This window comes from Pseudomonas sp. SWRI81, from assembly GCF_014268545.1.
Taxonomy (GTDB): Bacteria; Pseudomonadota; Gammaproteobacteria; order Pseudomonadales; family Pseudomonadaceae; genus Aquipseudomonas; species Aquipseudomonas hamedanensis.
In genome coordinates this window covers 53367-76187 of the sequence record NZ_JABWQS010000016.1, presented here as the reverse complement: position 1 = coordinate 76187, position 22821 = coordinate 53367, and the positions used below count along the sequence as shown (strand labels likewise).

The 22821-nt window shown below is 59.2% G+C and carries 22 protein-coding genes; 19 read left to right on the top strand and 3 right to left on the bottom strand.

Annotated elements, in window-relative coordinates:
- Positions 1 to 72 precede the first annotated feature (72 nt).
- From HU765_RS12845 to ispD, 7 genes are all read left to right on the top strand, one after another.
- Positions 73 to 1020, top strand: coding sequence for an acetyl-CoA carboxylase carboxyltransferase subunit alpha (locus tag HU765_RS12845; RefSeq protein WP_186620934.1), 948 nt, complete (start codon positions 73 to 75; stop codon positions 1018 to 1020).
- A 131-nt stretch (positions 1021 to 1151) separates the two neighbouring features.
- Positions 1152 to 2480 (top strand): tRNA lysidine(34) synthetase TilS, encoded by a 1329-nt coding sequence (gene tilS, locus HU765_RS12840; RefSeq protein WP_186620932.1) that lies wholly within the window; start codon positions 1152 to 1154, stop codon positions 2478 to 2480.
- Between the two features lie 274 nt (positions 2481 to 2754).
- The gene (locus HU765_RS12835) at positions 2755 to 4386 is read left to right on the top strand and encodes a CTP synthase (RefSeq protein WP_186550194.1); all 1632 of its coding nucleotides are present in this window, start codon (positions 2755 to 2757) and stop codon (positions 4384 to 4386) included.
- Positions 4387 to 4390: 4 nt separating this feature from the next.
- Positions 4391 to 5236, top strand: a complete 846-nt coding sequence (gene kdsA, locus HU765_RS12830; RefSeq protein ID WP_007954807.1) for a 3-deoxy-8-phosphooctulonate synthase — start codon at positions 4391 to 4393, stop codon at positions 5234 to 5236.
- 155 nt (positions 5237 to 5391) lie between these two features.
- Positions 5392 to 6681 carry a phosphopyruvate hydratase gene (eno, locus tag HU765_RS12825; protein WP_016771461.1) on the top strand — a complete coding sequence of 430 codons (1290 nt, stop codon included), beginning with the start codon at positions 5392 to 5394 and terminating at the stop codon, positions 6679 to 6681.
- Positions 6682 to 6851: 170 nt separating this feature from the next.
- Positions 6852 to 7130, top strand: a complete 279-nt coding sequence (ftsB, locus tag HU765_RS12820) for a cell division protein FtsB (protein ID WP_007964293.1) — start codon at positions 6852 to 6854, stop codon at positions 7128 to 7130.
- On the top strand, positions 7127 to 7834 hold the full coding sequence (gene ispD / locus HU765_RS12815) for a 2-C-methyl-D-erythritol 4-phosphate cytidylyltransferase (RefSeq protein WP_186620930.1): 708 nt from the start codon (positions 7127 to 7129) through the stop codon (positions 7832 to 7834). The genes ftsB and ispD overlap by 4 nt, the downstream gene beginning before the upstream one ends.
- A gap of 117 nt (positions 7835 to 7951) precedes the next feature.
- Here the strand turns inward: ispD and HU765_RS12810 are convergent, their stop codons facing one another.
- On the bottom strand, positions 7952 to 8848 hold the full coding sequence (locus tag HU765_RS12810; RefSeq protein WP_186620928.1) for a LysR substrate-binding domain-containing protein: 897 nt from the start codon (positions 8846 to 8848) through the stop codon (positions 7952 to 7954).
- A gap of 114 nt (positions 8849 to 8962) precedes the next feature.
- On the opposite strand from HU765_RS12810, the gene HU765_RS12805 reads away from it, so the two are divergent.
- The 8 genes from HU765_RS12805 to rpoS all read left to right on the top strand — a co-directional run bounded on the left by HU765_RS12805 (position 8963) and on the right by rpoS (position 16202).
- Positions 8963 to 10075, top strand: a complete 1113-nt coding sequence (locus HU765_RS12805; RefSeq protein ID WP_186620927.1) for an S-(hydroxymethyl)glutathione dehydrogenase/class III alcohol dehydrogenase — start codon at positions 8963 to 8965, stop codon at positions 10073 to 10075.
- An 88-nt stretch (positions 10076 to 10163) separates the two neighbouring features.
- A complete protein-coding gene (gene fghA / locus HU765_RS12800) occupies positions 10164 to 11009 on the top strand; it encodes an S-formylglutathione hydrolase (RefSeq protein WP_186620926.1) in 846 nt (281 codons plus the stop codon).
- A 54-nt stretch (positions 11010 to 11063) separates the two neighbouring features.
- Entirely contained in the window at positions 11064 to 11537 is a 474-nt protein-coding gene (gene ispF / locus HU765_RS12795; RefSeq protein ID WP_186550205.1) for a 2-C-methyl-D-erythritol 2,4-cyclodiphosphate synthase, read from the top strand.
- Complete coding sequence (gene truD, locus HU765_RS12790) at positions 11534 to 12592, top strand: tRNA pseudouridine(13) synthase TruD (RefSeq protein ID WP_186620925.1); 1059 nt, start codon at positions 11534 to 11536, stop codon at positions 12590 to 12592. The genes ispF and truD overlap by 4 nt, the downstream gene beginning before the upstream one ends.
- Complete coding sequence (gene surE, locus HU765_RS12785) at positions 12580 to 13329, top strand: 5'/3'-nucleotidase SurE (protein WP_186550209.1); 750 nt, start codon at positions 12580 to 12582, stop codon at positions 13327 to 13329. Before truD ends, surE begins: the two co-directional genes overlap by 13 nt.
- Before the next feature lie 41 nt (positions 13330 to 13370).
- Complete coding sequence (locus HU765_RS12780; protein ID WP_160768345.1) at positions 13371 to 14006, top strand: protein-L-isoaspartate(D-aspartate) O-methyltransferase; 636 nt, start codon at positions 13371 to 13373, stop codon at positions 14004 to 14006.
- Between the two features lie 212 nt (positions 14007 to 14218).
- Positions 14219 to 15088, top strand: a complete 870-nt coding sequence (locus tag HU765_RS12775) for a peptidoglycan DD-metalloendopeptidase family protein (RefSeq protein WP_186620924.1) — start codon at positions 14219 to 14221, stop codon at positions 15086 to 15088.
- A 106-nt stretch (positions 15089 to 15194) separates the two neighbouring features.
- Positions 15195 to 16202: an RNA polymerase sigma factor RpoS gene (gene rpoS, locus HU765_RS12770; protein WP_186620923.1), complete on the top strand. Its 1008-nt coding sequence runs from the start codon at positions 15195 to 15197 to the stop codon at positions 16200 to 16202.
- A 534-nt stretch (positions 16203 to 16736) separates the two neighbouring features.
- On the opposite strand, the gene fdxA is transcribed toward rpoS, so the two are convergent.
- Both fdxA and mutS read right to left on the bottom strand, forming a co-directional pair.
- Entirely contained in the window at positions 16737 to 17060 is a 324-nt protein-coding gene (fdxA, locus tag HU765_RS12765; protein WP_186620922.1) for a ferredoxin FdxA, read from the bottom strand.
- A 163-nt stretch (positions 17061 to 17223) separates the two neighbouring features.
- Complete coding sequence (gene mutS, locus HU765_RS12760; RefSeq protein ID WP_186620920.1) at positions 17224 to 19806, bottom strand: DNA mismatch repair protein MutS; 2583 nt, start codon at positions 19804 to 19806, stop codon at positions 17224 to 17226.
- 211 nt (positions 19807 to 20017) lie between these two features.
- Here mutS and HU765_RS12755 point away from each other — a divergent pair, with 211 nt between their 5' ends.
- The 4 genes from HU765_RS12755 to HU765_RS12740 all read left to right on the top strand — a co-directional run bounded on the left by HU765_RS12755 (position 20018) and on the right by HU765_RS12740 (position 22797).
- Positions 20018 to 20752, top strand: a complete 735-nt coding sequence (locus tag HU765_RS12755) for an XRE family transcriptional regulator (RefSeq protein ID WP_186550220.1) — start codon at positions 20018 to 20020, stop codon at positions 20750 to 20752.
- 519 nt (positions 20753 to 21271) lie between these two features.
- Entirely contained in the window at positions 21272 to 21676 is a 405-nt protein-coding gene (locus HU765_RS12750) for a tail fiber assembly protein (RefSeq protein ID WP_186620918.1), read from the top strand.
- Positions 21677 to 21779: 103 nt separating this feature from the next.
- Complete coding sequence (locus HU765_RS12745) at positions 21780 to 22352, top strand: DUF642 domain-containing protein (protein ID WP_186620916.1); 573 nt, start codon at positions 21780 to 21782, stop codon at positions 22350 to 22352.
- A 106-nt stretch (positions 22353 to 22458) separates the two neighbouring features.
- Positions 22459 to 22797 carry a phage holin family protein gene (locus HU765_RS12740; protein WP_186620914.1) on the top strand — a complete coding sequence of 113 codons (339 nt, stop codon included), beginning with the start codon at positions 22459 to 22461 and terminating at the stop codon, positions 22795 to 22797.
- Positions 22798 to 22821: the final 24 nt, after the last annotated feature.

Sequence of the window (22821 nt, the reverse complement as noted above, 5' to 3'; positions counted from 1 at the left end):
CCTTAAGGTAGGGCGCGAATAGACAACCGGCCGGCCCAAGCTCATTTGGGACACGACCCAAGACGGACGCCTATGAACCCGAATTTTCTAGATTTCGAACAGCCGATCGCCGACCTGCAAGCCAAGATCGAAGAGTTGCGCTTGGTCGGTAATGACAATTCGCTGAATATCGGCGATGAGATCTCCCGCCTGCAGGACAAGAGCAGAACGCTGACCGAAGACATCTTCGGCAAGCTGACCAGCTGGCAGATCGCACGCCTGGCGCGCCACCCGAAACGCCCTTACACCCTCGATTACATCGAACACATCTTCACCGAGTTCGATGAACTGCACGGTGACCGTCACTTCTCCGACGACGCTGCCATTGTTGGTGGTATCGCCCGTCTGGAAGACCAGCCGGTGATGATCATTGGCCACCAGAAGGGCCGTGAAGTCCGCGAAAAGGTACGCCGCAACTTCGGCATGCCGCGTCCGGAAGGCTACCGCAAGGCTTGCCGTCTGATGGAAATGGCCGAGCGTTTCAAGATGCCGATCCTGACCTTCATCGACACCCCGGGCGCCTACCCTGGTATCGACGCTGAAGAGCGCAACCAGAGCGAAGCGATCGCCTGGAACCTGCGTGTGATGTCGCGTCTGAAAACCCCGATCATCGCCACTGTGATCGGTGAAGGTGGTTCCGGCGGTGCGCTGGCCATCGGTGTCTGCGATCAGTTGAACATGCTGCAATATTCCACCTACGCGGTGATCTCGCCGGAAGGTTGCGCCTCGATCCTGTGGAAAACCGCAGAAAAAGCACCGGATGCCGCCGAAGCGATGGGCATCACCGCTGAGCGTCTGAAAGGCCTGGGTATTGTCGACAAGGTGATCGGCGAGCCACTGGGCGGCGCGCATCGTGATCCGGCGGCTGCTGCGGCGTCGATCCGTGCCGAGCTGAGCTCGCAACTGGCGATGCTCAAGCAGTTCGATAACGAAGCGCTGCTCAAGCGCCGTTACGATCGCCTGATGAGCTACGGTCTCTAAAGCCGAGCGCTACCCCTTGTAGGAGTGAGCCTGCTCGCGATAGCGGTGTAACATTCAACCCATGTGTTGGCTGTTACACCGCTATCGCGAGCAGGCTCACTCCTACATTCGATTGGGGCTAAGAGAAAGATATGGGTCAGTCCCCGATTGGTTTTCCATCCCGGCTTCTGCTGAACCTTGAGCCTTGGCGCCACGCCGCTCACTGGCGCATCGCCTTCTCCGGTGGCCTCGATTCCACTGTCCTCCTGCACCTTCTTGTCACTCTGGCAAAAAACGAATCCCTCCCTGCGCTAAGCGCTATCCACATCCATCACGGTCTTCAAGCTGCGGCAGATGCGTGGCCGCAACATTGCCAAGCCGTTTGCGATGCTTGGGGTGTGCCGTTGCAAGTGCAGCGGGTGAGGGTGCAACCGGGGGCGAGCCTTGAGCGGGCGGCGCGGGATGCGCGGTATGCGGTGTTCAGTTCGCTGACGCAGACCAATGAGGTACTGCTGACCGGCCAGCACCGCGACGATCAAGCGGAAACGCTGCTGTTTCGGCTGTTACGCGGTGCCGGTGTGCGCGGGCTTTGCGGGATGCCGCCGCAGCGGCCAGTGGGGCAGGGCGTGTTGGTTCGTCCGTTACTGGATGTTGGCCGCGCCGAGCTGGAACGTTATGCACAGGCTCATCAGTTGCGCTGGATCGAGGACCCGTCGAATCAGGATCAGCACTTCTCACGAAACTTTCTGCGCCAGCGGATCATGCCGACGTTGACCGAGCGCTGGCCGCAAGCGCAGGCCAGCCTGTCGCGCACGGCTGCGCATCTGCGTGAGGCGCAAGGCTTGCTGGATGAACTGGCGCGGATCGACCTGGCACAGGCCGAAACTGCCCATGAATTCGACTGGCTGGGTGTGCCATCGCTGGCGCTGGCACCGTTGGCCGCCTTGTCCGCCGCGCGCCAGCGAAACGCCCTCAGTCACTGGCTCGAACCGCTGACTCGTCTGCCCGACACTGACCATTGGTCGGGTTGGACCCATCTGCGCGACGCGGCCCAGGATGCTGCACCGGTCTGGCGACTGGCCGATGGCGAACTGCACCGCGGCGCTGGCCGCCTCTGGTGGCTCAGCGGCGACTGGCTGCAAGTTCCAGCGATCGGCGGCGAATGGCAGGCGCCGGCGTCAGCGCTACGCTTGCCGGGTAACGGTCGCGTCATGTTCTGTGGGCAGCCTCCCCAGGGGCCGCTGCGGATTGCTTACCGGCAGGGCGGCGAAGTGCTGCGGCTGACCGACCGTGGTCGGCGTGATCTAAAGCGCCTGCTCAACGAGCGCGCGGTGCCGGGTTTCTTGCGTGGCAGATTGCCGCTGCTGTTGCGTGGCGATGAATTACTCGCGGTGGCCAACCTGGCGGGCCTTGATGGCGATACGCACGACAACTGGAAATTGCATTGGCAGCCAACAGACGAAGATCAAGGTTTGAGATGAAAGGGGCATTCCGGTAGACTACGCTCCCTTCTTGATACAACTTCTGTGGATTCGCCTGAATCGCAGGAGTTGCCGATTACCAAGCAGTCTTTGCTGGGCGATTCCAAAAAATGTGTAGCGAGCAACCTACCGGTGTTTCATCTGCCGGTCTGTCCCAACGCGGCGGTTTTTTTGAAAGGTGCACTGTGATTAATGCAGGTGATCGGGGGCTTCGGCCTTCCTTCGCTTTCCCCGGCGGCTCGTACCGCTTTAACGCAGACTTCTAGGGTTTTTCATGACGCGCTACATATTCGTCACGGGCGGTGTTGTTTCTTCATTGGGGAAAGGCATTGCCTCGGCTTCATTGGCGGCCATCCTGGAGGCGCGGGGGCTTAAGGTCACCATGCTTAAGCTGGATCCGTACATCAACGTCGACCCGGGCACCATGAGCCCGTTCCAGCACGGTGAAGTGTTCGTTACCCACGACGGCGCCGAGACTGACCTGGACCTGGGCCACTACGAGCGGTTCATCCGCACGACCATGACCCAGAACAACAACTTCACCACCGGCCGTGTCTACGAGCACGTGCTGCGCAAAGAGCGCCGTGGTGACTACCTGGGTGCAACCATCCAGGTGATTCCGCACATCACCGACGAAATCAAGCGCCGCATCATCAAGGGTGCCGGTGACGCCGATGTGGCAATGGTCGAAATCGGCGGCACCGTCGGTGACATCGAGTCGCAACCTTTCCTCGAAGCCATCCGTCAATTGCGTTTCGAGGTCGGCGCCAAGCGCGCGATGCTGATGCACCTGACGCTGGTGCCGTACATCGCCACCGCTGGCGAGACCAAGACCAAGCCGACCCAGCACTCCGTCAAGGAACTGCGTTCGATCGGCCTGCAGCCAGACGTGCTGGTGTGCCGCTCCGATCACCCGATCGACATCTCGTCGCGTCGCAAGATCGCGCAGTTCACCAACGTTGAAGAGCGTGCGGTCATCGCGCTGGAAGACGCCGACACCATCTACAAGATCCCGGGCATCCTGCACTCGCAGGGTCTGGACGACTTCGTCGTCGAGCGTTTCGGTCTGCAATGCGGCAGCGCCGATCTGTCCGAGTGGGAAGCGGTGGTTGACGCCAAGCTGAACCCGGAACACGAAGTGACCATCGCCATGGTCGGCAAGTACATGGAGCTGCTGGACGCTTACAAGTCGCTGATCGAAGCGATGAGCCACGCCGGTATCAGCAACCGCACCAAGGTCAATCTGCGCTACATCGACTCCGAAGACATCGAGAACCAGGGCACTGCGCTGCTCGAAGGTGTCGACGCGATTCTGGTGCCGGGTGGCTTCGGTCTGCGTGGCGTGGAAGGCAAGATTACTGCCGTTCAGTACGCTCGCGAAAACAAGGTGCCGTACCTGGGCATCTGCCTGGGCATGCAAGTGGCGGTCATTGAATTCGCCCGTAACGTGCTGGGCTGGAAAGACGCCAACTCCACCGAGTTCGATCGTGCCAGCGGCCATCCGGTTGTCGGTCTGATCACCGAGTGGGAAGACGCCACCGGCGCCGTTGAAGTGCGTACCGAATCGTCGGACCTGGGCGGCACCATGCGCCTGGGCGCGCAGGACTGCTTGCTTGAGCCGGGCTCCAAAGTGCACGACTGCTATGGCAAGGACGTGATCGTCGAGCGTCACCGTCACCGTTACGAAGTGAACAACAACCTGCTGCCGCAGATCATCGAGGCCGGTCTGAAGATTTCCGGTCGCTCCGCCGATGCTGCGTTGGTCGAAGTGGTTGAAGCCCCGGATCATCCTTGGTTCGTCGCCTGCCAGTTCCACCCTGAGTTCACTTCCACACCACGCGACGGCCATCCGCTGTTCAGCGGTTTTGTCAAAGCCGCGTTGGCTCAACACCAGAAGAAGGCGTAACCCGATGGCACAGAAGATTATCCGCGTCGGCGACATCGAGATTGCCAACGACAAACCCATGGTGCTGTTCGGCGGCATGAACGTGCTGGAAAGCCGTGACATGGCCATGCAGGTTTGCGAAGAGTATGTGAAGGTCACCGAAAAACTCGGTATCCCTTACGTGTTCAAGGCCAGCTTCGACAAGGCCAACCGTTCTTCTGTGACCTCCTACCGCGGTCCTGGCCTGGAAGAGGGCATGCGCATCTTCCAGGACATCAAACAGGCCTTCGGCGTGCCGATTATCACCGACGTCCACGAGCCGGATCAGGCCGCGGTCGTCGCTGAGGTCTGCGACATCATCCAGTTGCCGGCCTTCCTGTCGCGCCAGACCGATCTGGTCGTCGCGATGGCCAAGACCAACGCCGTGATCAACATCAAGAAAGCCCAGTTCCTCGCGCCCCAGGAAATGAAACACATCCTGAACAAGTGCGTCGAAGCGGGTAACGATCAACTGATTCTCTGCGAGCGCGGTTCGAGCTTTGGCTACAACAACCTCGTGGTTGACATGCTCGGCTTCGGCATCATGAAGCAGTTCGAATACCCGGTATTCTTCGACGTGACCCACTCGCTGCAAATGCCCGGCGGTCGTTCCGATTCCGCCGGCGGTCGCCGCGCGCAGGTCACCGATCTGGCCAAGGCCGGCATGAGCCAGTCGCTGGCGGGTCTGTTCCTCGAAGCACATCCGGATCCGGACAACGCCAAATGCGACGGCCCTTGCGCCTTGCGTCTGGACAAACTGGAGCCATTCCTGGCCCAGCTCAAGGCTTTGGACGAACTGGTGAAGAGTTTTCCGACGGTAGAAACCGCGTAACGCTCGATTCTCCGGTAAAGTACCGCACGATTTGTCGCTCATGCCCTCGGGCGTGAGCGCTGTCGTCTGCAAGTCTGCCCGCTGTACTTCGCTTGCCGACGATAAAGATTTCCTCTAGCTGCGTCGTTTTCGTCAACTTTGGAGTGTTTACAACAATGGCAAAAATCGTCGACATCAAAGGTCGTGAAGTTCTCGACTCCCGTGGCAATCCCACCGTGGAAGCGGACGTGCTTCTCGACAACGGCATCATCGGCAGCGCCTGCGCGCCGTCCGGTGCATCCACTGGCTCGCGTGAAGCACTCGAGCTGCGTGATGGCGACAAGAGCCGTTACCTGGGCAAGGGCGTGCTCAAAGCGGTAGCCAACATCAACGGTCCGATCCGCGATCTGCTGCTGGGCACCGACCCAAGCGACCAGAAAGCCCTCGACCACGCGATGATCAAGCTCGACGGTACCGAAAACAAAGCGACCCTGGGCGCCAACGCCATCCTCGCGGTGTCCCTGGCTGCGGCCAAGGCGGCTGCTCAGGATCAGGACCTGCCGCTGTACGCACACATCGCCAACCTCAACGGCACCCCGGGTGTGTACTCGATGCCGGTGCCGATGATGAACATCATCAACGGTGGCGAGCACGCCGATAACAACGTCGACATCCAGGAATTCATGGTGCAGCCGGTGGGCGCCAAGTCGTTCTCGGAAGGTCTGCGCATGGGTACCGAGATTTTCCATCACTTGAAAGCCGTGCTGAAGGCCCGTGGCCTGAGCACTGCCGTTGGCGACGAAGGCGGTTTCGCACCGAACCTGGCGTCCAACGAAGACGCGCTGAAAGTGATCTCCGAAGCCGTGGCCAACGCCGGTTACAAGCTGGGCACTGACGTGACCCTGGCGCTGGACTGCGCCGCGAGCGAATTCTACGAAGACGGCAAGTACAACCTGTCCGGCGAAGGCCAGGTGTTCACCGCTGAAGGTTTCGCCGACTACCTCAAGGGCCTGACCGAGCGCTACCCGATCATCTCCATCGAAGATGGCCTGGACGAGTCCGACTGGGCTGGCTGGAAAATCCTCACCGACAAGATCGGCGAGAAAACCCAACTGGTCGGCGACGATTTGTTCGTGACCAACACCAAGATCCTGAAAGAAGGCATCGATAAAAAGATCGCCAACTCGATCCTGATCAAGTTCAACCAGATCGGCACCCTGACCGAAACCCTGGAAGCCATCCAGATGGCCAAGGCTGCCGGTTACACCGCAGTGATCTCGCACCGTTCCGGCGAAACCGAAGATTCGACCATTGCCGACCTGGCTGTTGGTACCTCGGCTGGCCAGATCAAGACCGGTTCGCTGTGCCGTTCCGACCGCGTTTCCAAGTACAACCAACTGCTGCGTATCGAAGAGCAGTTGAACGGCAAGGCCAAGTACAACGGTCGCGCCGAGTTCCGCGGTTAAGCGCAACCTGATCAAAGGACACCGGATTGTGTCGAAAAAGTCGTGACAGCGATGGATTTGCCACTAATCTGATGCCTTAAGCACAAGCCTGGACCTTTCCAGGCTTCGTGCTATCAGATGCTTCAAAGTTGTGGCGTGGCTGTCTTTTTTCACTGGATACCTGATATTCGATGCGCAGTCCTTACTGGTTGTTTCTCGTTTTGCTCTTGCTGCTGGCCGGTCTGCAGTACCGCCTGTGGGTGGGCAATGGCAGTCTGGCGCAGGTCGCCGAGCTGAAACAGCAGATTGCCGACCAACACGCCGAGAACGAAGGCCTGCTGGAGCGCAACCGGGTCATGGACGCCGAAGTCAGCGAACTGAAAAAGGGCATGGAGACCGTTGAAGAGCGGGCTCGTCACGAACTGGGCATGGTCAAGGACGGCGAAACCCTTTACCAGTTGGCCCAATGATCGATTCCCTGCCGGCCTTCTGGGCCGTGATTCCTGCCGCGGGCGTCGGTGCCCGGATGGCCGCGGACCGTCCCAAGCAATACCTGCAACTGGGCGGGCGCACAATTCTCGAACACAGCCTCGGCTGTTTCCTTGATCACCCAAGCCTGAAGGGGCTGGTGGTCAGTCTTGCTGTTGACGACCCTTATTGGCCGCACCTGGCGTGCGTCAACGATCCGCGGATTCAGCGGGTTGACGGCGGAGCGGAGCGTTCTGGCTCGGTGCTCAACGCCTTGCTGCATCTGCATGCGCACGGTGCTGATGACGAAGATTGGGTGCTGGTGCACGATGCGGCACGGCCCAACCTGAGCCGCGATGATCTCGACAAGTTGCTCGCTGAACTGGCAGATGATCCGGTCGGTGGACTGTTGGCGGTTCCCGCGCGCGACACGCTTAAACGGGTCGACAAGACCGGCCGTGTCGTCGAAACCGTGGACCGCAGCGTGATCTGGCAGGCGTATACGCCGCAGATGTTTCGCCTCGGCGCGTTGCATCGGGCGTTGGCCGACAGTCTGGTGGCGGATGCCGTGATTACCGATGAAGCTTCGGCGATGGAGTGGGTCGGTCTGGCGCCGCGCCTCATCGAGGGGCGGGCGGATAACCTCAAGGTGACCCGGCCTGAAGATCTGGAGTGGTTGCGCCAGCGGTGGGCTAATCGCCGCTGAGTGCGGTGGTGTCGGTCAAGCCGCCATCGCGAGCAGGCTCATTCCTACATTTTGAAATGCATTCCCTCTGTAGGAGTGAGCCTGCTCGCGATAGCGCCCGTCCGGGCAACACATGTTTTATTCCCTGTACTCCGGCCGCTCAGCCAACCCCAGCTTCAGAAAGTCCACCAACTTGCGCACCTTCGGCGACAAATGCCGCTGCTGCGGATACAACGCCCACACCGCCGTATTCGGCGGCTGGTGCGCCTCCAGCAAGGAAATCAACGCGCCGCTGTGCAAATGTTCGAGCACGTAATAATCCGGCAACTGACACAACCCCACCCCTTGCAACGCCGCGTCCAATACCGCCTGCCCACTGTTGCAACGCCAGTTGCCCTGCACCCGCTGGGAAAATTCCCGCCCGTTCTGTTCCAGTTGCCAGATGTCCGAGCTGCCAATCAGGCAATTATGCCGACTCAGTTCCGACAAACTGTGTGGGCGACCGTACCGTTCCAGGTAGGACGGCGATGCGCACAGGTACATTCGCCGTGGTGCCAGACGAGTGGCGACCAGCCGCGAATCCTGCAGCCGGCCGAGGCGGATTGCCAAGTCCAGCCCCTCGTGCACCAGGTCCAGTTGGCGATTGCTCAGTTCGATATCGATGCGCAGTTGCGGGTAAAGCCCCATGAATCGCGTCACCAGCGGCACGATAAACCGCTCGCCATACGCCACGGCGCAGGTCATGCGCAGCATGCCTTTCGGTTCACTGGTCAGGTCGCCAACCGCGCGCAACGCCTCTTCGCGGCCATCCTGCAAGCGCTGACAATGCTGGAGGAAGGTCTGCCCTGCCTCGGTCAGCGTCACTCGCCGGGTGCTGCGATACAGCAGGCGCGTCTGTAAACGCTCCTCCAGCCGGACGATTTGGCGACTGACGTGCGAGGACGAAACCCCGAGTCGCTCTGCCGCTGCGGTGAATTGGCTGCATTCGGCGACGGCAACGAACTCGTCGATGCCTTCCCAACGGTTTTCCGACATGAAGATTGTCCCTGTACAGCAATAATATTTTGCATTTGTCCGGATTATTAATCACTGAGCGCTGAACTACACTGGTTGTCTGTTTTTATTCTATGGATTCACTGGAGAGTCAGCATGATCAAGTCACGCGCCGCCGTTGCCTTCGAGGCCAAGAAGCCGCTGGAAATCGTAGAAGTCGATGTCGCCATGCCCAAGGCCGGTGAAGTGCTGCTGCGCGTTGTCGCTTCCGGGGTTTGCCACACGGACGCCTACACTTTGTCCGGCGCCGATCCGGAAGGCATCTTCCCGTCGATTCTCGGCCACGAAGGTGGCGCCATCGTCGAAGCCATTGGCGAGGGCGTGACCTCGGTCGCTGTTGGCGATCACGTCATTCCGCTGTACACCCCGGAATGCGGCCAGTGCAAATTCTGCAAGTCGGGCAAGACCAACCTGTGTCAGGCGATTCGTGCGACTCAGGGCAAGGGTTTGATGCCTGACGGCACGTCGCGTTTCTCCTACAAGGGTGAGACGATTTTCCACTACATGGGCACCTCGACGTTCGCGGAATACACCGTGCTGCCGGAAATTTCCGTGGCCAAGATCGCCAAGGACGCGCCACTGGAAAAGGTCTGCCTGCTCGGTTGCGGCGTGACTACCGGCATTGGCGCCGTGCTCAACACCGCCAAGGTCAAGCCCGGTGACACCGTGGCGATCTTCGGCCTCGGCGGTATCGGTTTGTCTGCCGTGATCGGTGCGGTGAAAGCCAAGGCTGCACGGATCATCGCGATCGACATCAACCCGGCCAAATTCGAAATCGCCAAACAACTGGGTGCCACCGATTGCGTCAATCCGAAGGACTTCGATCGTCCGATCCAGGAAGTCATCGTCGACATGACCGATGGCGGCGTGGACTTCTCCTTCGAATGCATCGGCAACGTGCAACTGATGCGCGCCGCGCTTGAGTGCTGCCACAAAGGCTGGGGCGAGTCGGTGATCATCGGCGTTGCCGGCGCCGGCCAGGAAATCGCTACCCGGCCGTTCCAGTTGGTCACCGGTCGCGTCTGGCGCGGTTCGGCATTCGGCGGTGTGCGTGGCCGCAGCGAATTGCCGAGCTACGTCGATATGGCCCAGAGCGGCGAAATCCCGCTGGACACTTTCATCACCCACACCATGGGTCTGGAAGACATCAACAAGGCTTTCGACCTGATGCACGAAGGCAAGAGTATCCGCACTGTCATTCATTTCTAAGGAGCGGCGACAAGCTACAAGCCATAAGCTGCAAGCAGGCGCAACGCCCTCTTGCAGCTTGAAGCTCGCAGCTTGCGGCTGAAGTGCTATGAATCTGGAAAACATTTCCTGTCAGAAGAGTTTCGGCGGTTGGCACAAGCGCTATCGCCATCGCTCCGAGGTGCTTGATTGCGACATGGTGTTCGCCGTGTACCTGCCGCCGCAGGCAGAGCAGGGCGGCAAGCTGCCGGTGCTGTACTGGTTGTCGGGTTTGACCTGCACCGATGAGAATTTCATGCAAAAGGCCGGTGCGATGCGCATGGCCGCCGAGCTTGGTTTGATCATCGTCGCACCGGACACCAGCCCGCGTGGCCCGGATGTCCCGGACGATGCGGACAAGGCTTGGGATTTTGGTCTCGGCGCCGGGTTTTATCTGAATGCCACGCAGGAACCCTGGGCGCGCCACTATCGGATGCATGACTATGTCGTGCAGGAATTGCCTTCACTGGTTGAAGCGCATTTCCCCGCTTCCGACAAACGCAGCATCAGCGGACACTCCATGGGCGGTCACGGTGCTTTGGTGTGTGCATTGCGCAATCCGGGGCGTTACCAGTCGGTTTCGGCGTTTTCGCCGATTACCCATCCGATTGATTGCCCTTGGGGTCAGAAAGCCTTCTCTCTTTACCTGGGCGAAGACCGTTCCAAGTGGAAAGAGTGGGACGCCTGTGCGCTGATCGCGGAGGCCTCGGAGAAGCTGCCGTTACTGGTCGATCAAGGTGATCGCGACGATTTCCTCGCGACCCAGCTCAAACCCGAAGCCCTGCAACAAGCGGCGAAACAGGCGGGCCACCCGCTGACGTTGCGCCTGCAACCGGGCTACGACCATAGCTATTTCTTCATCTCAAGCTTTATTGACGACCACTTGCAGCATCACGCGCGCGCTCTAGGCGCCTAATGTCTGACAAAGCAGGTAGAATCACGCCCTGACAAAAATCGGGGCGTTTTTTTTATGCGTATTGGCCACGGCTATGATGTGCACCGTTTCGCTGAAGGCGATTTCATTACTCTGGGCGGCGTGCAGATTGCACACAGCTTCGGGCTGCTCGCTCATTCCGACGGTGACGTCCTGCTGCACGCCTTGAGCGATGCCTTGCTCGGCGCAGCGGCGCTGGGTGATATCGGCAAACACTTCCCGGACACCGACCCGCAATTCAAGGGCGCCGACAGTCGAATACTGCTGCGTCATGTGGTCAGCCTGATCCATGCCAAGGGCTGGAAGGTCGGTAACGTCGATAACACCATTGTTGCCCAGGCGCCGAAGATGGCCCCGCATATCGAATCGATGCGCGCGCTGATCGCTGCGGATCTTCAAGTAGAGTTGGATCAAGTGAACGTGAAAGCTACCACCACCGAAAAGCTCGGCTTTGTCGGTCGCGAAGAAGGCATCGCGGTGCATTCCGTTGCCTTGTTGCTGCGCGCATGAATGAACTGCAATTGCTCGGCCCACGGGCTTACGGTGAACCCCTCGGCACAGCGGTACTGAAAGCCATTGCCGAAGATTTTCAGGTCGATGAAGTTCTCGATATCCCGTTCAGTGGCGACGGCGAACATCTGTGGATCTGGGTGGAAAAGCGTGGCTTGAATACTGAAGAAGCCGCACGGCGTATCGCCAAGGCTGCCGGCGTGCCCTTGCGCACTGTCAGCTATGCCGGTCTGAAGGATCGTCAGGCCCTGACTCGCCAGTGGTTCAGCGTGCAGTTGCCGGGCAAGGCCGATCCGGACCTGTCGGCGGCGGAAAACGACACGCTGAAAATCCTCAAGACCACGCGTCACAAGCGCAAGCTGCAACGCGGCGCGCACTCGGCCAATGGCTTCACCTTGCGCCTGACTCAGTTCGCCGGCGATGAGGCTGCGCTGGAACAGCGCCTGCAACTGATCGCCAGACAAGGTATCCCCAATTATTTCGGCGCTCAGCGCTTCGGCCATGACGGCGGTAACGTCGTTGATGCGCGGGCGTGGGCGGCGCGCAAGGCCTTGCCGGAACAGCGCAACGTGCGCTCGCGGCTGTTGTCGACCGCGCGCAGCTATCTGTTCAACCAGGTGCTGGCGGCACGTGTCGCCGATGGCACCTGGCAAACTGCGTTGGTCGGCGACCTGCTGGCGTTCACCGACAGCCGCAGTTTTTTCCCGGCCGGTGAAGCCGAGTGCAGCGACCCGCGACTGGCGATTCTCGATCTGCATCCGACCGGTCCGCAGTGGGGGGCAGGTGACTCACCGGCCACAGGGACAGTCCATGATCTGGAGCAGGGGATCGCCGCGCGTGAAGCGGATCTGCGTGATTGGTTGATTCACGCGGGCATGAGCCACGAACGTCGCATCCTGCGACTGCCCATTGGCGGGTTGACGTGGCATTATCCCCAGCCTGACATTCTGCAACTGGAATTCGTCCTCCCGGCCGGATGCTTCGCCACCGTATTGGTGCGCGAACTCGTTGATCTGGTGCCGGTGGGGCAGACGGACAGCCCATGCGTATTCTGATTTCTAACGACGATGGGGTAACCGCACCCGGTCTCGCCGCGCTTTATGCTGCGCTGGCGGATTACACCGAGTGCGTGGTTATCGCCCCCGAGCAGGACAAAAGCGGCGCCAGCAGTTCGCTGACGCTCGACCGTCCGTTGCACCCGCAATACCTGGCCAATGGCTTCATCAGCCTCAATGGCACGCCGACCGACTGTGTGCACCTGGGCCTTAACGGTCTGCTGGAGCGCGAAGCGGACATGGTCGTTTCCGGCATCAACCTCGGCGCCAACCTTGGCGATGATGTGCTGTATTCCGGGACGGTGGCGGCGGCCCTGGAGGGACGTTTCCTCGAACGCCCCTCGTTTGCCTTTTCGCTGGTCTCGCGTCAGGTGGATAACCTGCCGACGGCGGCCTACTTTGCGCGCAAACTGGTCGAGGCGCATGCCGGGCTCGATTTGCCGCCGCGCACGGTGCTCAACGTGAATATTCCCAATCTGCCGATCGATCACATCCGTGGCATCCAGCTGACCCGACTCGGCCATCGCGCCCGAGCGGCGGCGCCGATGAAAGTGGTCGACCCGCGTGGCAAGGCCGGTTACTGGATTGCAGCGGCCGGCGATGCCGAAGACGGCGGCCCGGGGACGGACTTCCATGCAGTGATGCAAGGTTACGTTTCCATTACCCCGTTGCAGCTCGATCGCACCTTCAACGATGCCTTCAGAAGTCTTGACGGTTGGCTGGGAGGACTCGGCTGATGGCGCGTGAACACGAAGATCGCCTGCGTAGCGGCATCGGCATGACGTCCCAGCGCACACGCGAGCGCCTGATCCAGCGCCTGTATGAAGAAGGCGTGAGCAACGCCAAGGTGCTGGAGGTTATTCGGCGAACGCCGCGTCACCTGTTCGTCGATGAAGCGCTGGCCCATCGCGCTTATGAAGACACCGCATTGCCGATTGGCAACAACCAGACCATTTCCCAGCCTTATATGGTGGCGCGCATGAGCGAGCTGCTGCTGGAAGCGGGGCCGCTGGATAAAGTACTGGAAATCGGTACCGGCTCCGGTTATCAGACGGCGGTGCTGTCGCAACTGGTCGAGCGGGTGTTCTCGGTCGAGCGGATCAAGGTGCTGCAGGATCGCGCCAAGGAACGTCTGGTCGAATTGAATCTGCGAAACGTGGTGTTTCGCTGGGGCGATGGCTGGGAAGGCTGGCCGGCGCTGGCACCATACAACGGCATTATCGTCACGGCGGTCGCAACCGATGTACCGCAAGCCTTGCTCGATCAACTGGCGCCTGGCGGGCGCATGGTGATTCCGGTGGGGTCGGGCGAGGTGCAACAACTGATGCTGATCGTGCGCGAAGAACACGGCTTTTCCCGCCACGTTCTGGGCGCTGTGCGCTTCGTGCCTTTGCTCAACGGGCCACTGGCCTGAGCATTTGTTTGCCGCTGTTGAATTCCTTTCAACGGCCTCGGTCTTACAGCGGCAATGTCGGATTAAACGTAGCGTATTGCCAGCTGGCAAACGTGTGCGCACAGCGGTTTCGCTTCATTAAGGGTAAAGCCGGTTCTGCCCGTTATACTTGCGACATTTGATGCCGGGTACCGGTATCACACATTTTTCAGCCACCACAAAGGGAGCGGCGGGTGAGTCTCAGAGTCATTGCGCAGCGTATGGGTAACACGAGCTTTCAGCGCCTGGTGACTGGCCTTGTCTTGAGCACCCTGCTGGTCGGTTGCTCCAGCACCAAATCGAGCAACGTGAGTGTCGTCGATCGCAACAAGGCGGTGGCCCAGCGGCCGACCGTAACGACCGGGCAGTATGTAGTCCGTCCGGGCGACACGCTGTTTTCGATCGCGTTTCGCTACGGCTGGGACTACAAAGCCCTCGCTGCGCGGAACAATATTCCTACGCCGTATACGATCCACCCAGGTCAGACAATTCGCTTTGACGGGCGTAGCGGATCAACGTCGACAGCCGTGGTGAGAAACACCAGTTCTTCGCCTTCTTCGTCGAGCAAAACCACAGTAATCCGGCGCCAGGCCAATGGCACGACGACCACCACAACCACCGGTTCTGCCGGGGCTGTACCGTCCGTCGCGAACAAGCCAACCCCTGCACCATTGCCCCCGGCAGGGCCGGCCCCGACCGGCTGGGGATGGCCATCTAATGGCATTCTTATTGGGAAATTCTCTTCAAACGGTAGTTTGAATAAAGGAATTGATATCGCCGGAGATTTGGGACAGCCTGTTTTAGCTGCGTCTGATGGGACGGTCGTATACGCCGGGAGTGGCTTAAGGGGCTACGGCGAATTGGTCATCATCAAACACAGCGAAACCTACGTCAGTGCCTACGGTCACAACCGCAGGCTGTTGGTTCGGGAGGGACAGCAGGTCAAGGTCGGACAGACAATTGCCGAAATGGGGTCAACGGGTACGGACCGGGTGAAACTGCACTTTGAGATTCGCCGCCAAGGTAAACCTGTGGATCCACTGCAGTTCCTGCCAAGACGTTGATTTGTAAGCCAGCCTGTTCCGTCGCGTAGAGGGGACAGGCTCCAGCGCTGCCAAGGATAAAGGCGTCGCTTGAGCTTGGGGTCGAACTCACCAAAGGACTATAACAATGGCTCTCAGTAAAGAAGTGCCGGAGTTTGACATCGACGATGAGGTTCTCCTTATGGAGACCGGCATCGATTCGGATTCGATGTTGAATGATGAAGGGGCTGCTCCACCTTCCGTTCGTTCCAGATCCAAACACTCCGCTTCACTTAAACAACACAAGTACATCGACTACACGCGTGCACTTGATGCCACGCAGTTGTATCTCAACGAAATCGGCTTTTCCCCATTGCTCTCCCCGGAGGAAGAAGTTCATTTTGCGCGCTTGTCGCAAAGTGGCGATCCGGCCGGGCGCAAGCGCATGATTGAAAGTAACCTGCGGCTGGTGGTCAAAATCGCCCGGCGTTACGTCAATCGGGGGCTGTCGCTGCTGGATCTGATCGAAGAGGGCAACCTCGGGCTGATCCGCGCGGTAGAAAAGTTCGATCCCGAGCGCGGTTTTCGCTTCTCGACCTACGCGACCTGGTGGATTCGTCAGACCATCGAGCGCGCCATCATGAATCAGACCCGGACCATCCGGTTGCCGATTCATGTGGTCAAGGAGCTCAACGTGTACCTGCGGGCCGCACGGGAGCTGACGCAGAAGCTCGACCACGAACCTTCACCCGAAGAAATCGCCAACCTGCTGGAGAAACCGGTAGGCGAGGTCAAGCGTATGCTCGGCCTGAACGAACGGGTTTCTTCGGTCGACGTCTCGCTGGGTCCGGATTCGGATAAAACCCTGCTGGACACCCTCACCGACGACCGTCCGACCGATCCCTGCGAACTGCTGCAGGACGACGATCTGTCCCAGAGCATCGATCAGTGGCTGTCCGAGCTGACCGACAAACAGCGCGAGGTGGTGATACGCCGCTTCGGCCTGCGCGGTCATGAAAGCAGCACGCTGGAGGATGTAGGTCTGGAAATCGGCCTGACCCGGGAACGGGTCCGGCAGATCCAGGTAGAAGGCCTCAAGCGTCTTCGCGAAATTCTCGAGAAGAATGGCCTGTCGAGCGAGTCCTTGTTTCAATAAGCACTCGAGCGCCCGCCCGCGAAAAGCCCCGACTGGTTCGACCAGTCGGGGCTTTTTGTTTTTGCGTTGAGGAAAAGACCGACCCGGCACGAGCGAGGCACCGGACCAGCGGTCGGCACTTTCTGCGTTTGTAGTCTCCTGCTGTAAGCCATTGCTTACTGTGTCGTAAGTGTTCGTTATTTTTACACAGTGGCAGACGTCTATCGCGGCTGTGGGTACGGCTTAACCTATTGATTTGAAATGTTATTTTTTTATGTTAAGGGCTGATGACACCGCAGTCGCGCGCTCAGCGCCGATTGCTCCCGCCGGGGAACTCTCTAATATCTGAGTTGTGTCGACGGACAGACACGCCCTTTACGGATGAAGGGAACGGACATCGCAGGACGCGATTCATCAGGACGATGAAAAGGAATACAGGGAATAGGGAAAAAATGTGGGCGGGTCATACCGCCCCTTTTTTCGTCTGTAAAAAAGTAGAACCTTCAAAAAGCAAAAAGGCCCGCAAGGGGCCTTTTAAATCGAGCGCGGGGAAGATCAGCGTTCGAGGTCAGCAATTTTACCGGTCTTGCCATCCCACTCTTCAGCACCCGGCAACGGATCTTTCTTCTCAGTAATATTCGGCCAGATATCCGCCAGCTCGGCATTGAGCTCAATGAAGTTTTCCATGCCAGCCGGAATCTCGTCTTCCGAGAAGATCGCCACGGCAGGGCACTCTGGTTCACACAGCGCGCAGTCGATGCACTCATCCGGGTGAATCACCAGGAAGTTCGGGCCTTCGTAAAAGCAGTCCACCGGACAGACTTCTACGCAGTCGGTGTACTTGCACTTGATGCAGTTGTCGGTGACGACGAAGGTCATTTCTAATTCTCTCCTCAGGCGGCGGCAGCGTTGCCCCTTCACGGTTGGGGTCGCCAGGTTCGGGAGCGATACCTGCCAGCCAGGCTATTAGCCGGCAGCATCCCAAACCGCGCGAGATTCTAACAGCTTGAAGCCGTTTGCGTTATATCCGCTTCTTTAGTGCTTATATCCGGTTCTTCAGTGCATAAAGCATTTCGAGCGCACGGCGGGGCGTCATGTCGTCCAGATCCACTTTTGCCAGTTCGTCGAGTACCGGGTGCGGCAGGCTGGCGAACATGTCGCTTTGCTGCGGTGTCGACGGTTTGCCTTTGGCGGCCGGTTTCGGTGCCTCGTGAGGCAGGGCGGTGTCTTCCAGACGGCTCAAATGCTCACGGGCGCGCACGATCACTTCGCTGGGTACGCCGGCCAGTTGTGCCACCGCCAAGCCATAGCTCTGGCTGGCCGGTCCGGGCAGGACGTGATGCAGAAACACGATGCGCTCGTTGTGCTCGGTTGCATTGAGATGCACGTTGGCTACCAGAGGTTCGGCCTCCGGCAGTACCGTCAGTTCAAAGTAGTGCGTGGCGAACAGCGTATACGCGCGCAGATGCGCCAGGCGCTCGGCCGCCGCCCACGCCAGCGAAAGACCGTCGAAGGTGCTGGTGCCGCGTCCGACTTCGTCCATCAGCACCAGGCTGCGCTCGGTGGCGTTGTGAAGAATGTTGGCGGTTTCGCTCATTTCCACCATAAAGGTCGAGCGTCCGCCGGCGAGGTCATCACTGGAGCCGATTCGCGTGAAGATGCGGTCGACCAGCGACAATTCACAGCTCGCTGCCGGGACAAAACTGCCGATATGCGCCAGCAGCACGATGAGTGCGGTCTGCCGCATGTAAGTGGATTTACCGCCCATGTTCGGCCCGGTGATCACCAGCATCCGCGTGTTGTCATCAAGGCTCAGGTCGTTGGCCACGAACGGCGTCGTCAGCACTTGCTCGACCACCGGGTGACGACCCTGAGTAATGCGCATGCACGGTTCGCTGACAAAACGCGGGCAGTTCAGGTCAAGATTCAGCGCCCGTTCGGCGAGGTTGCTCAGCACGTCCAGTTCGGCCAGTGCTCCAGCGGTGTCTTGCAACGGCGGCAACTGGCTGATCAGGTCTTCAAGCAGCGCCTCGTAGAGCATTTTCTCGCGCGCCAGCGCCCGGCTCTTGGCCGACAGCGCTTTGTCTTCGAACTCTTTCAATTCCGGGGTGATAAAACGCTCGGCGCCCTTGAGGGTCTGGCGCCGGATGTAATCCGCCGGTGCCGATTCCGCTTGCTTGCTCGGCAGTTCAATGAAGTAGCCATGAATACGGTTATAACCGACCTTCAGATTCGCCAGACCGGTGCGGGCTTTCTCGCGGGCCTCCAGATCAATCAGGAACTGGCCGGCGTTTTCGCTCAGCGATTGCAGTTCGTCGAGTTCGCTGTCGTACCCGGTTTTCAACACGCCGCCGTCGCGGATCACCGCCGGCGGGTTGTCGATAATGGCTTTTTCCAGCAGCGCGGCGAGGTCCGGGTAGGTGCTGGTTATCGTTGCCAGCGATTGCAGGTGCGGCGCTTCCAGGTCAGCCATTGCTACTTGCAGCTCAGGCAGGGCGCCGAGGGCATCGCGTAAACGGGCAAGGTCCCGGGGGCGCGCATTGCGCAAACCGATTCGCGCGAGAATTCGCTCGATGTCGCCAATTTCCTTGAGCTGCGGCTGCAGTTTTTCGAATCGATAGCCGTCGAGCAGGCAACGGATCGAACTCTGCCGCGCCAGCAGCACGGTGAGATCGCGCAGCGGGCGGTTCAACCAGCGGGTCAGCAAGCGGCTGCCCATGGCGGTCTGGCAGCGATCCACCACCGATTGCAGGGTGTTGTCGCGACCGCCGGCCAGGTTGGTGTCGAGTTCCAGATTGCGTCGGCTGGCGCCGTCGAGCACCACGGTGTCGTCAAGGCGTTCGTGACGCAGGCTGCGCAAATGGGGCAGGGCGGTGCGCTGGGTTTCCTTGGCGTAAGCCAACAGGCAACCGGCGGCGCCGATGGCCAGGGTCAGGTTCTCGCAACCGAAACCCTTCAGGTCCTGGGTGGAGAATTGCTGGCAAAGGCTTTTCAACGCCGAATCACGTTCGAAATCCCACGGTGCACGACGACGGACCCCGCGACGTTTTTCCGCCGGCAGGTCTTTCGGCCAGTCATCGGGAATCAGCAGTTCCACCGGGTTGACCCGCTCCAGTTCCGCCAGCAGGTTTTCCCAGCCCTTGATCTCCAGCACGCTGAAGTTGCCGCTGGTGATGTCCAGCACCGCCAGGCCGAACAGGCGTTCGTCACCCAGTACCGCCGCGATCAGGTTGTCGCGACGCTCGTCGAGCAGCGCTTCATCGCTGACCGTGCCCGGCGTGATGATCCGCACCACCTGACGTTCGACCGGGCCCTTGCTGGTGGCCGGGTCGCCGACTTGCTCACAAATCACCACCGACTCGCCGAGCTTTACCAGTTTAGCCAGGTAACCTTCCGCTGCGTGGTAAGGAATCCCACACATCGGAATCGCCTGACCCGCCGACTGCCCGCGCGCGGTCAGGGTGATGTCGAGCAATTTGGCCGCCTTCTTCGCGTCTTCGTAGAAGATCTCGTAGAAGTCGCCCATGCGGTAGAACATCAGCTGATCCGGGTGCTGGTTCTTCAGGCGCCAGTATTGCTGCATCATCGGAGTGTGGGAGGACAGGTCGGAGACGGCTTTATTCATCGGATTGTCAGGCAACTCGTTAAAAGATGTAGGGCAAAAGCAAGGGCAACGGCCGGGCTTTTCCGTGATGGACGCAAGGTTACCATGGGCAGTCGGCGGGACGCAGGCGTCACGGTCGGGTGACAGCTTTCTGCTTGAAAATGATGATTTATGCATCTTTTATGCAAATCAGCATTTGTCTTCCGCAAAAACTTCAAGCACTATGCGCGTTATGCAAAAACGCAACGTATCCTCCGTCTTAAGAGCACTGCTCGATCAACACGGGATCTCCCCCACGGAGCTTCACCGTCGTACCGGCGTGCCGCAATCCACGCTCTCGCGAATTCTCAGCGGGAAGATCGTCGATCCTTCGGATAAACATATTTCGAAGATCGCCGAATACTTCAATGTAAGCACCGATCAGTTGCGCGGGCGCGCAGACGTCGCTCAGTCGGCGGCTGGCGCGCGCGATGATATGCATGCAGAACTCAAGGACATAAGCCTGTGGGACGACGATACCCCTGTCGATGATGACGAGGTGTCGGTGCCCTTTCTACGTGAGGTTGAATTGGCTGCTGGATCAGGAAGATTCGTCATCGAAGAGAGCGAACGCTCTAGCCTGCGCTTCGGCAAGCGCAGCCTGCGCCATAACGGCGTGCAGTTCGACCAGGCCAAATGCGTGACGGTGCGCGGCAACAGCATGCTGCCGGTGTTGCGCGATGGCGCCACGGTCGGCGTGAATGCGGGTAAATGCGGGATCGGCGACATCATCGACGGTGATCTCTACGCGATCAATCACAACGGCCAACTGCGCGTGAAACAGCTCTACCGCCTGCCCACCGGCATTCGTCTGCGCAGCTTCAATCGGGATGAACATCCAGATGAGGACTACAGCTTCCAGGAAATCCAGGAAGAACAGATTGTGATCCTCGGTCACGTCTTCTGGTGGGGCATGTACGCCCGCTGACCTTTCGCGATTCAACTGAAACCTGCCGCCCGGCAGGTTTTTTTTCGCCTGCACAAAACCCTCCAGCCCTTGTCCAGCGCGGTCTTTATGCGTCAGCGCAATTATTTTGCATAAATAAATGCATTTACGCATTGACTGTATATGCATCCATGCATATTCTTGCCACCAAGCCGCTCGACAAAGCGGCTGGCAAGACAAGCTCTTTAGTTCCACAAGAACAGGCAGCGATGAACCGGCCTCAACGGTTCAGAGGGTTGGCAACTGACCCGGGTGTGCAGCGTAAAGCACCAGAAGCAGTTATCCGGCGGGCAGGGACCGCGGTCGGAAAAACAATTTGAATGGACTCGTACCGCGCCAGTAGCGCCGAAAAGTCAGCTTCCTTCTTGAACACAGGATTTGAAGGAAGGCGAAGGAGCGCATTACTGAAAAGCCCGGCGTGCAAGCGCCGGGCTTTTTGGAATGCCTGCCGGATCAAACGCGACATCCATATTGAAAAGAACCTCATAACAAGGAATGCCCATGAATCTCTATGCATTGGTTGAATACAACAGAGTCGTCCAACTGAAAGAAAGTGAAGTCATGCCCGAAGCTCCGGCTTCGCCAACATCGATCTGGGTTGATGTCACCGGTAGCACGGATATGCGGGTGGGCTGGGGGGCGACGTTCAACGGCATCTGGACCTTCTCGGCACCCACCGATGAAGAGCTGCGAAACGAAGCCGAACAACAAAAATGGCAACTTCTGAATGTCGCCGCCAACTGGCTGTTGATGAACTCATTGCAGTTCAAGGTTGATCTGGCCGTGGCCAGCGCAGAAGAGCAAGCCCGATTGCTGGCTCACAAGCAGTACTGCATTGCGCTGAGCGACGTCGATAAGCAGTCGGGTTACCCAACAAACATCATGTGGCCGGTTGCTCCTTACTGACGCATCCAGTCTGCCGTGAAAAAGCAGACCCATCGCTCAGCCTGGCTCTCTGAGCCAGACGACCCAATACACTTTTCCAAACCTGATCACGGATGAAAAACAAATGTTGAACAAGAAAATCGCTGCGCTTCTCGCTACCTTTGCACTGCTTGGCAGTACCAACGCACTGGCAGCCAATCTGCTTGTGAACGGCAGTTTCGAACAGTCAACCTGCGGTGCCGGCTGCATTCTGGATACTCCGGCAAAAGCCGATGCAATTACAGGCTGGACTACCTTTTTGTCGGGGGCCGAATACTTCAATATGCCCAACGCGATCGGCGGCTCTGTTGCAGCAGATGGCGTCATGATTGTTGATCTCGCCAACTACGTTTACGGCAATGGCGGCGGGATCCAGCAAAACTTTGCAACCACCGTAGGCGCTAAATATCGGTTGACCTTCAGCGCGGGCAACTCTCGGTTTGCCAGTCGTGCCGGGGATGGCGTCGTCCAGGTAAAAGTGGCCGGTCAAACAGCGACCTTCAATACGCCGACAGCGAAAGGTGTTGCCGTGGAGTGGGCCACCGTCACCTACGATTTCACCGCAACCACCACGCAGACCACACTGGCATTTTCCAATGAACAAAACCCGAATGCCAACTTCGCCTTTATTGACAATGTCATTGTCGAGAGGCTTTGAGCTTAGAACATCGAGTCGTTTCGGTGACCTCTCGGAACATGACGGTGGCACCTGTGCGGTGGCATTCCCCATCCCTGCTTACATCAGCACATCCAGGAGGCGTGACATGACAAACGAGCAACAAGCGTTGGCAGACATGCCGATCTGGCTGGTCATCCTCCTTGCCGTGATCGGCGGGGTGTCCGGCGAAATGTGGCGCGCCGACAAGGAGGGCGCCCGCGGCTGGTCACTGCTGCGGCGTCTGGCCCTGCGCTCCGGCGCCTGCATGATTTGCGGCGTCTCGGCGATCATGCTGCTGTATGCCGCCGGCTTGTCGATCTGGGCCGCCGGCGCGTTCGGTTGTCTGACAGCGATGGCCGGTGCCGATGTAGCCATCGGCCTATATGAACGCTGGGCCGCCAAGCGCATCGGCGTTTGCGACGTTCCACCGCGCGATCCCCAGTAACTCTCTCACCTCCACGCCTCGCTG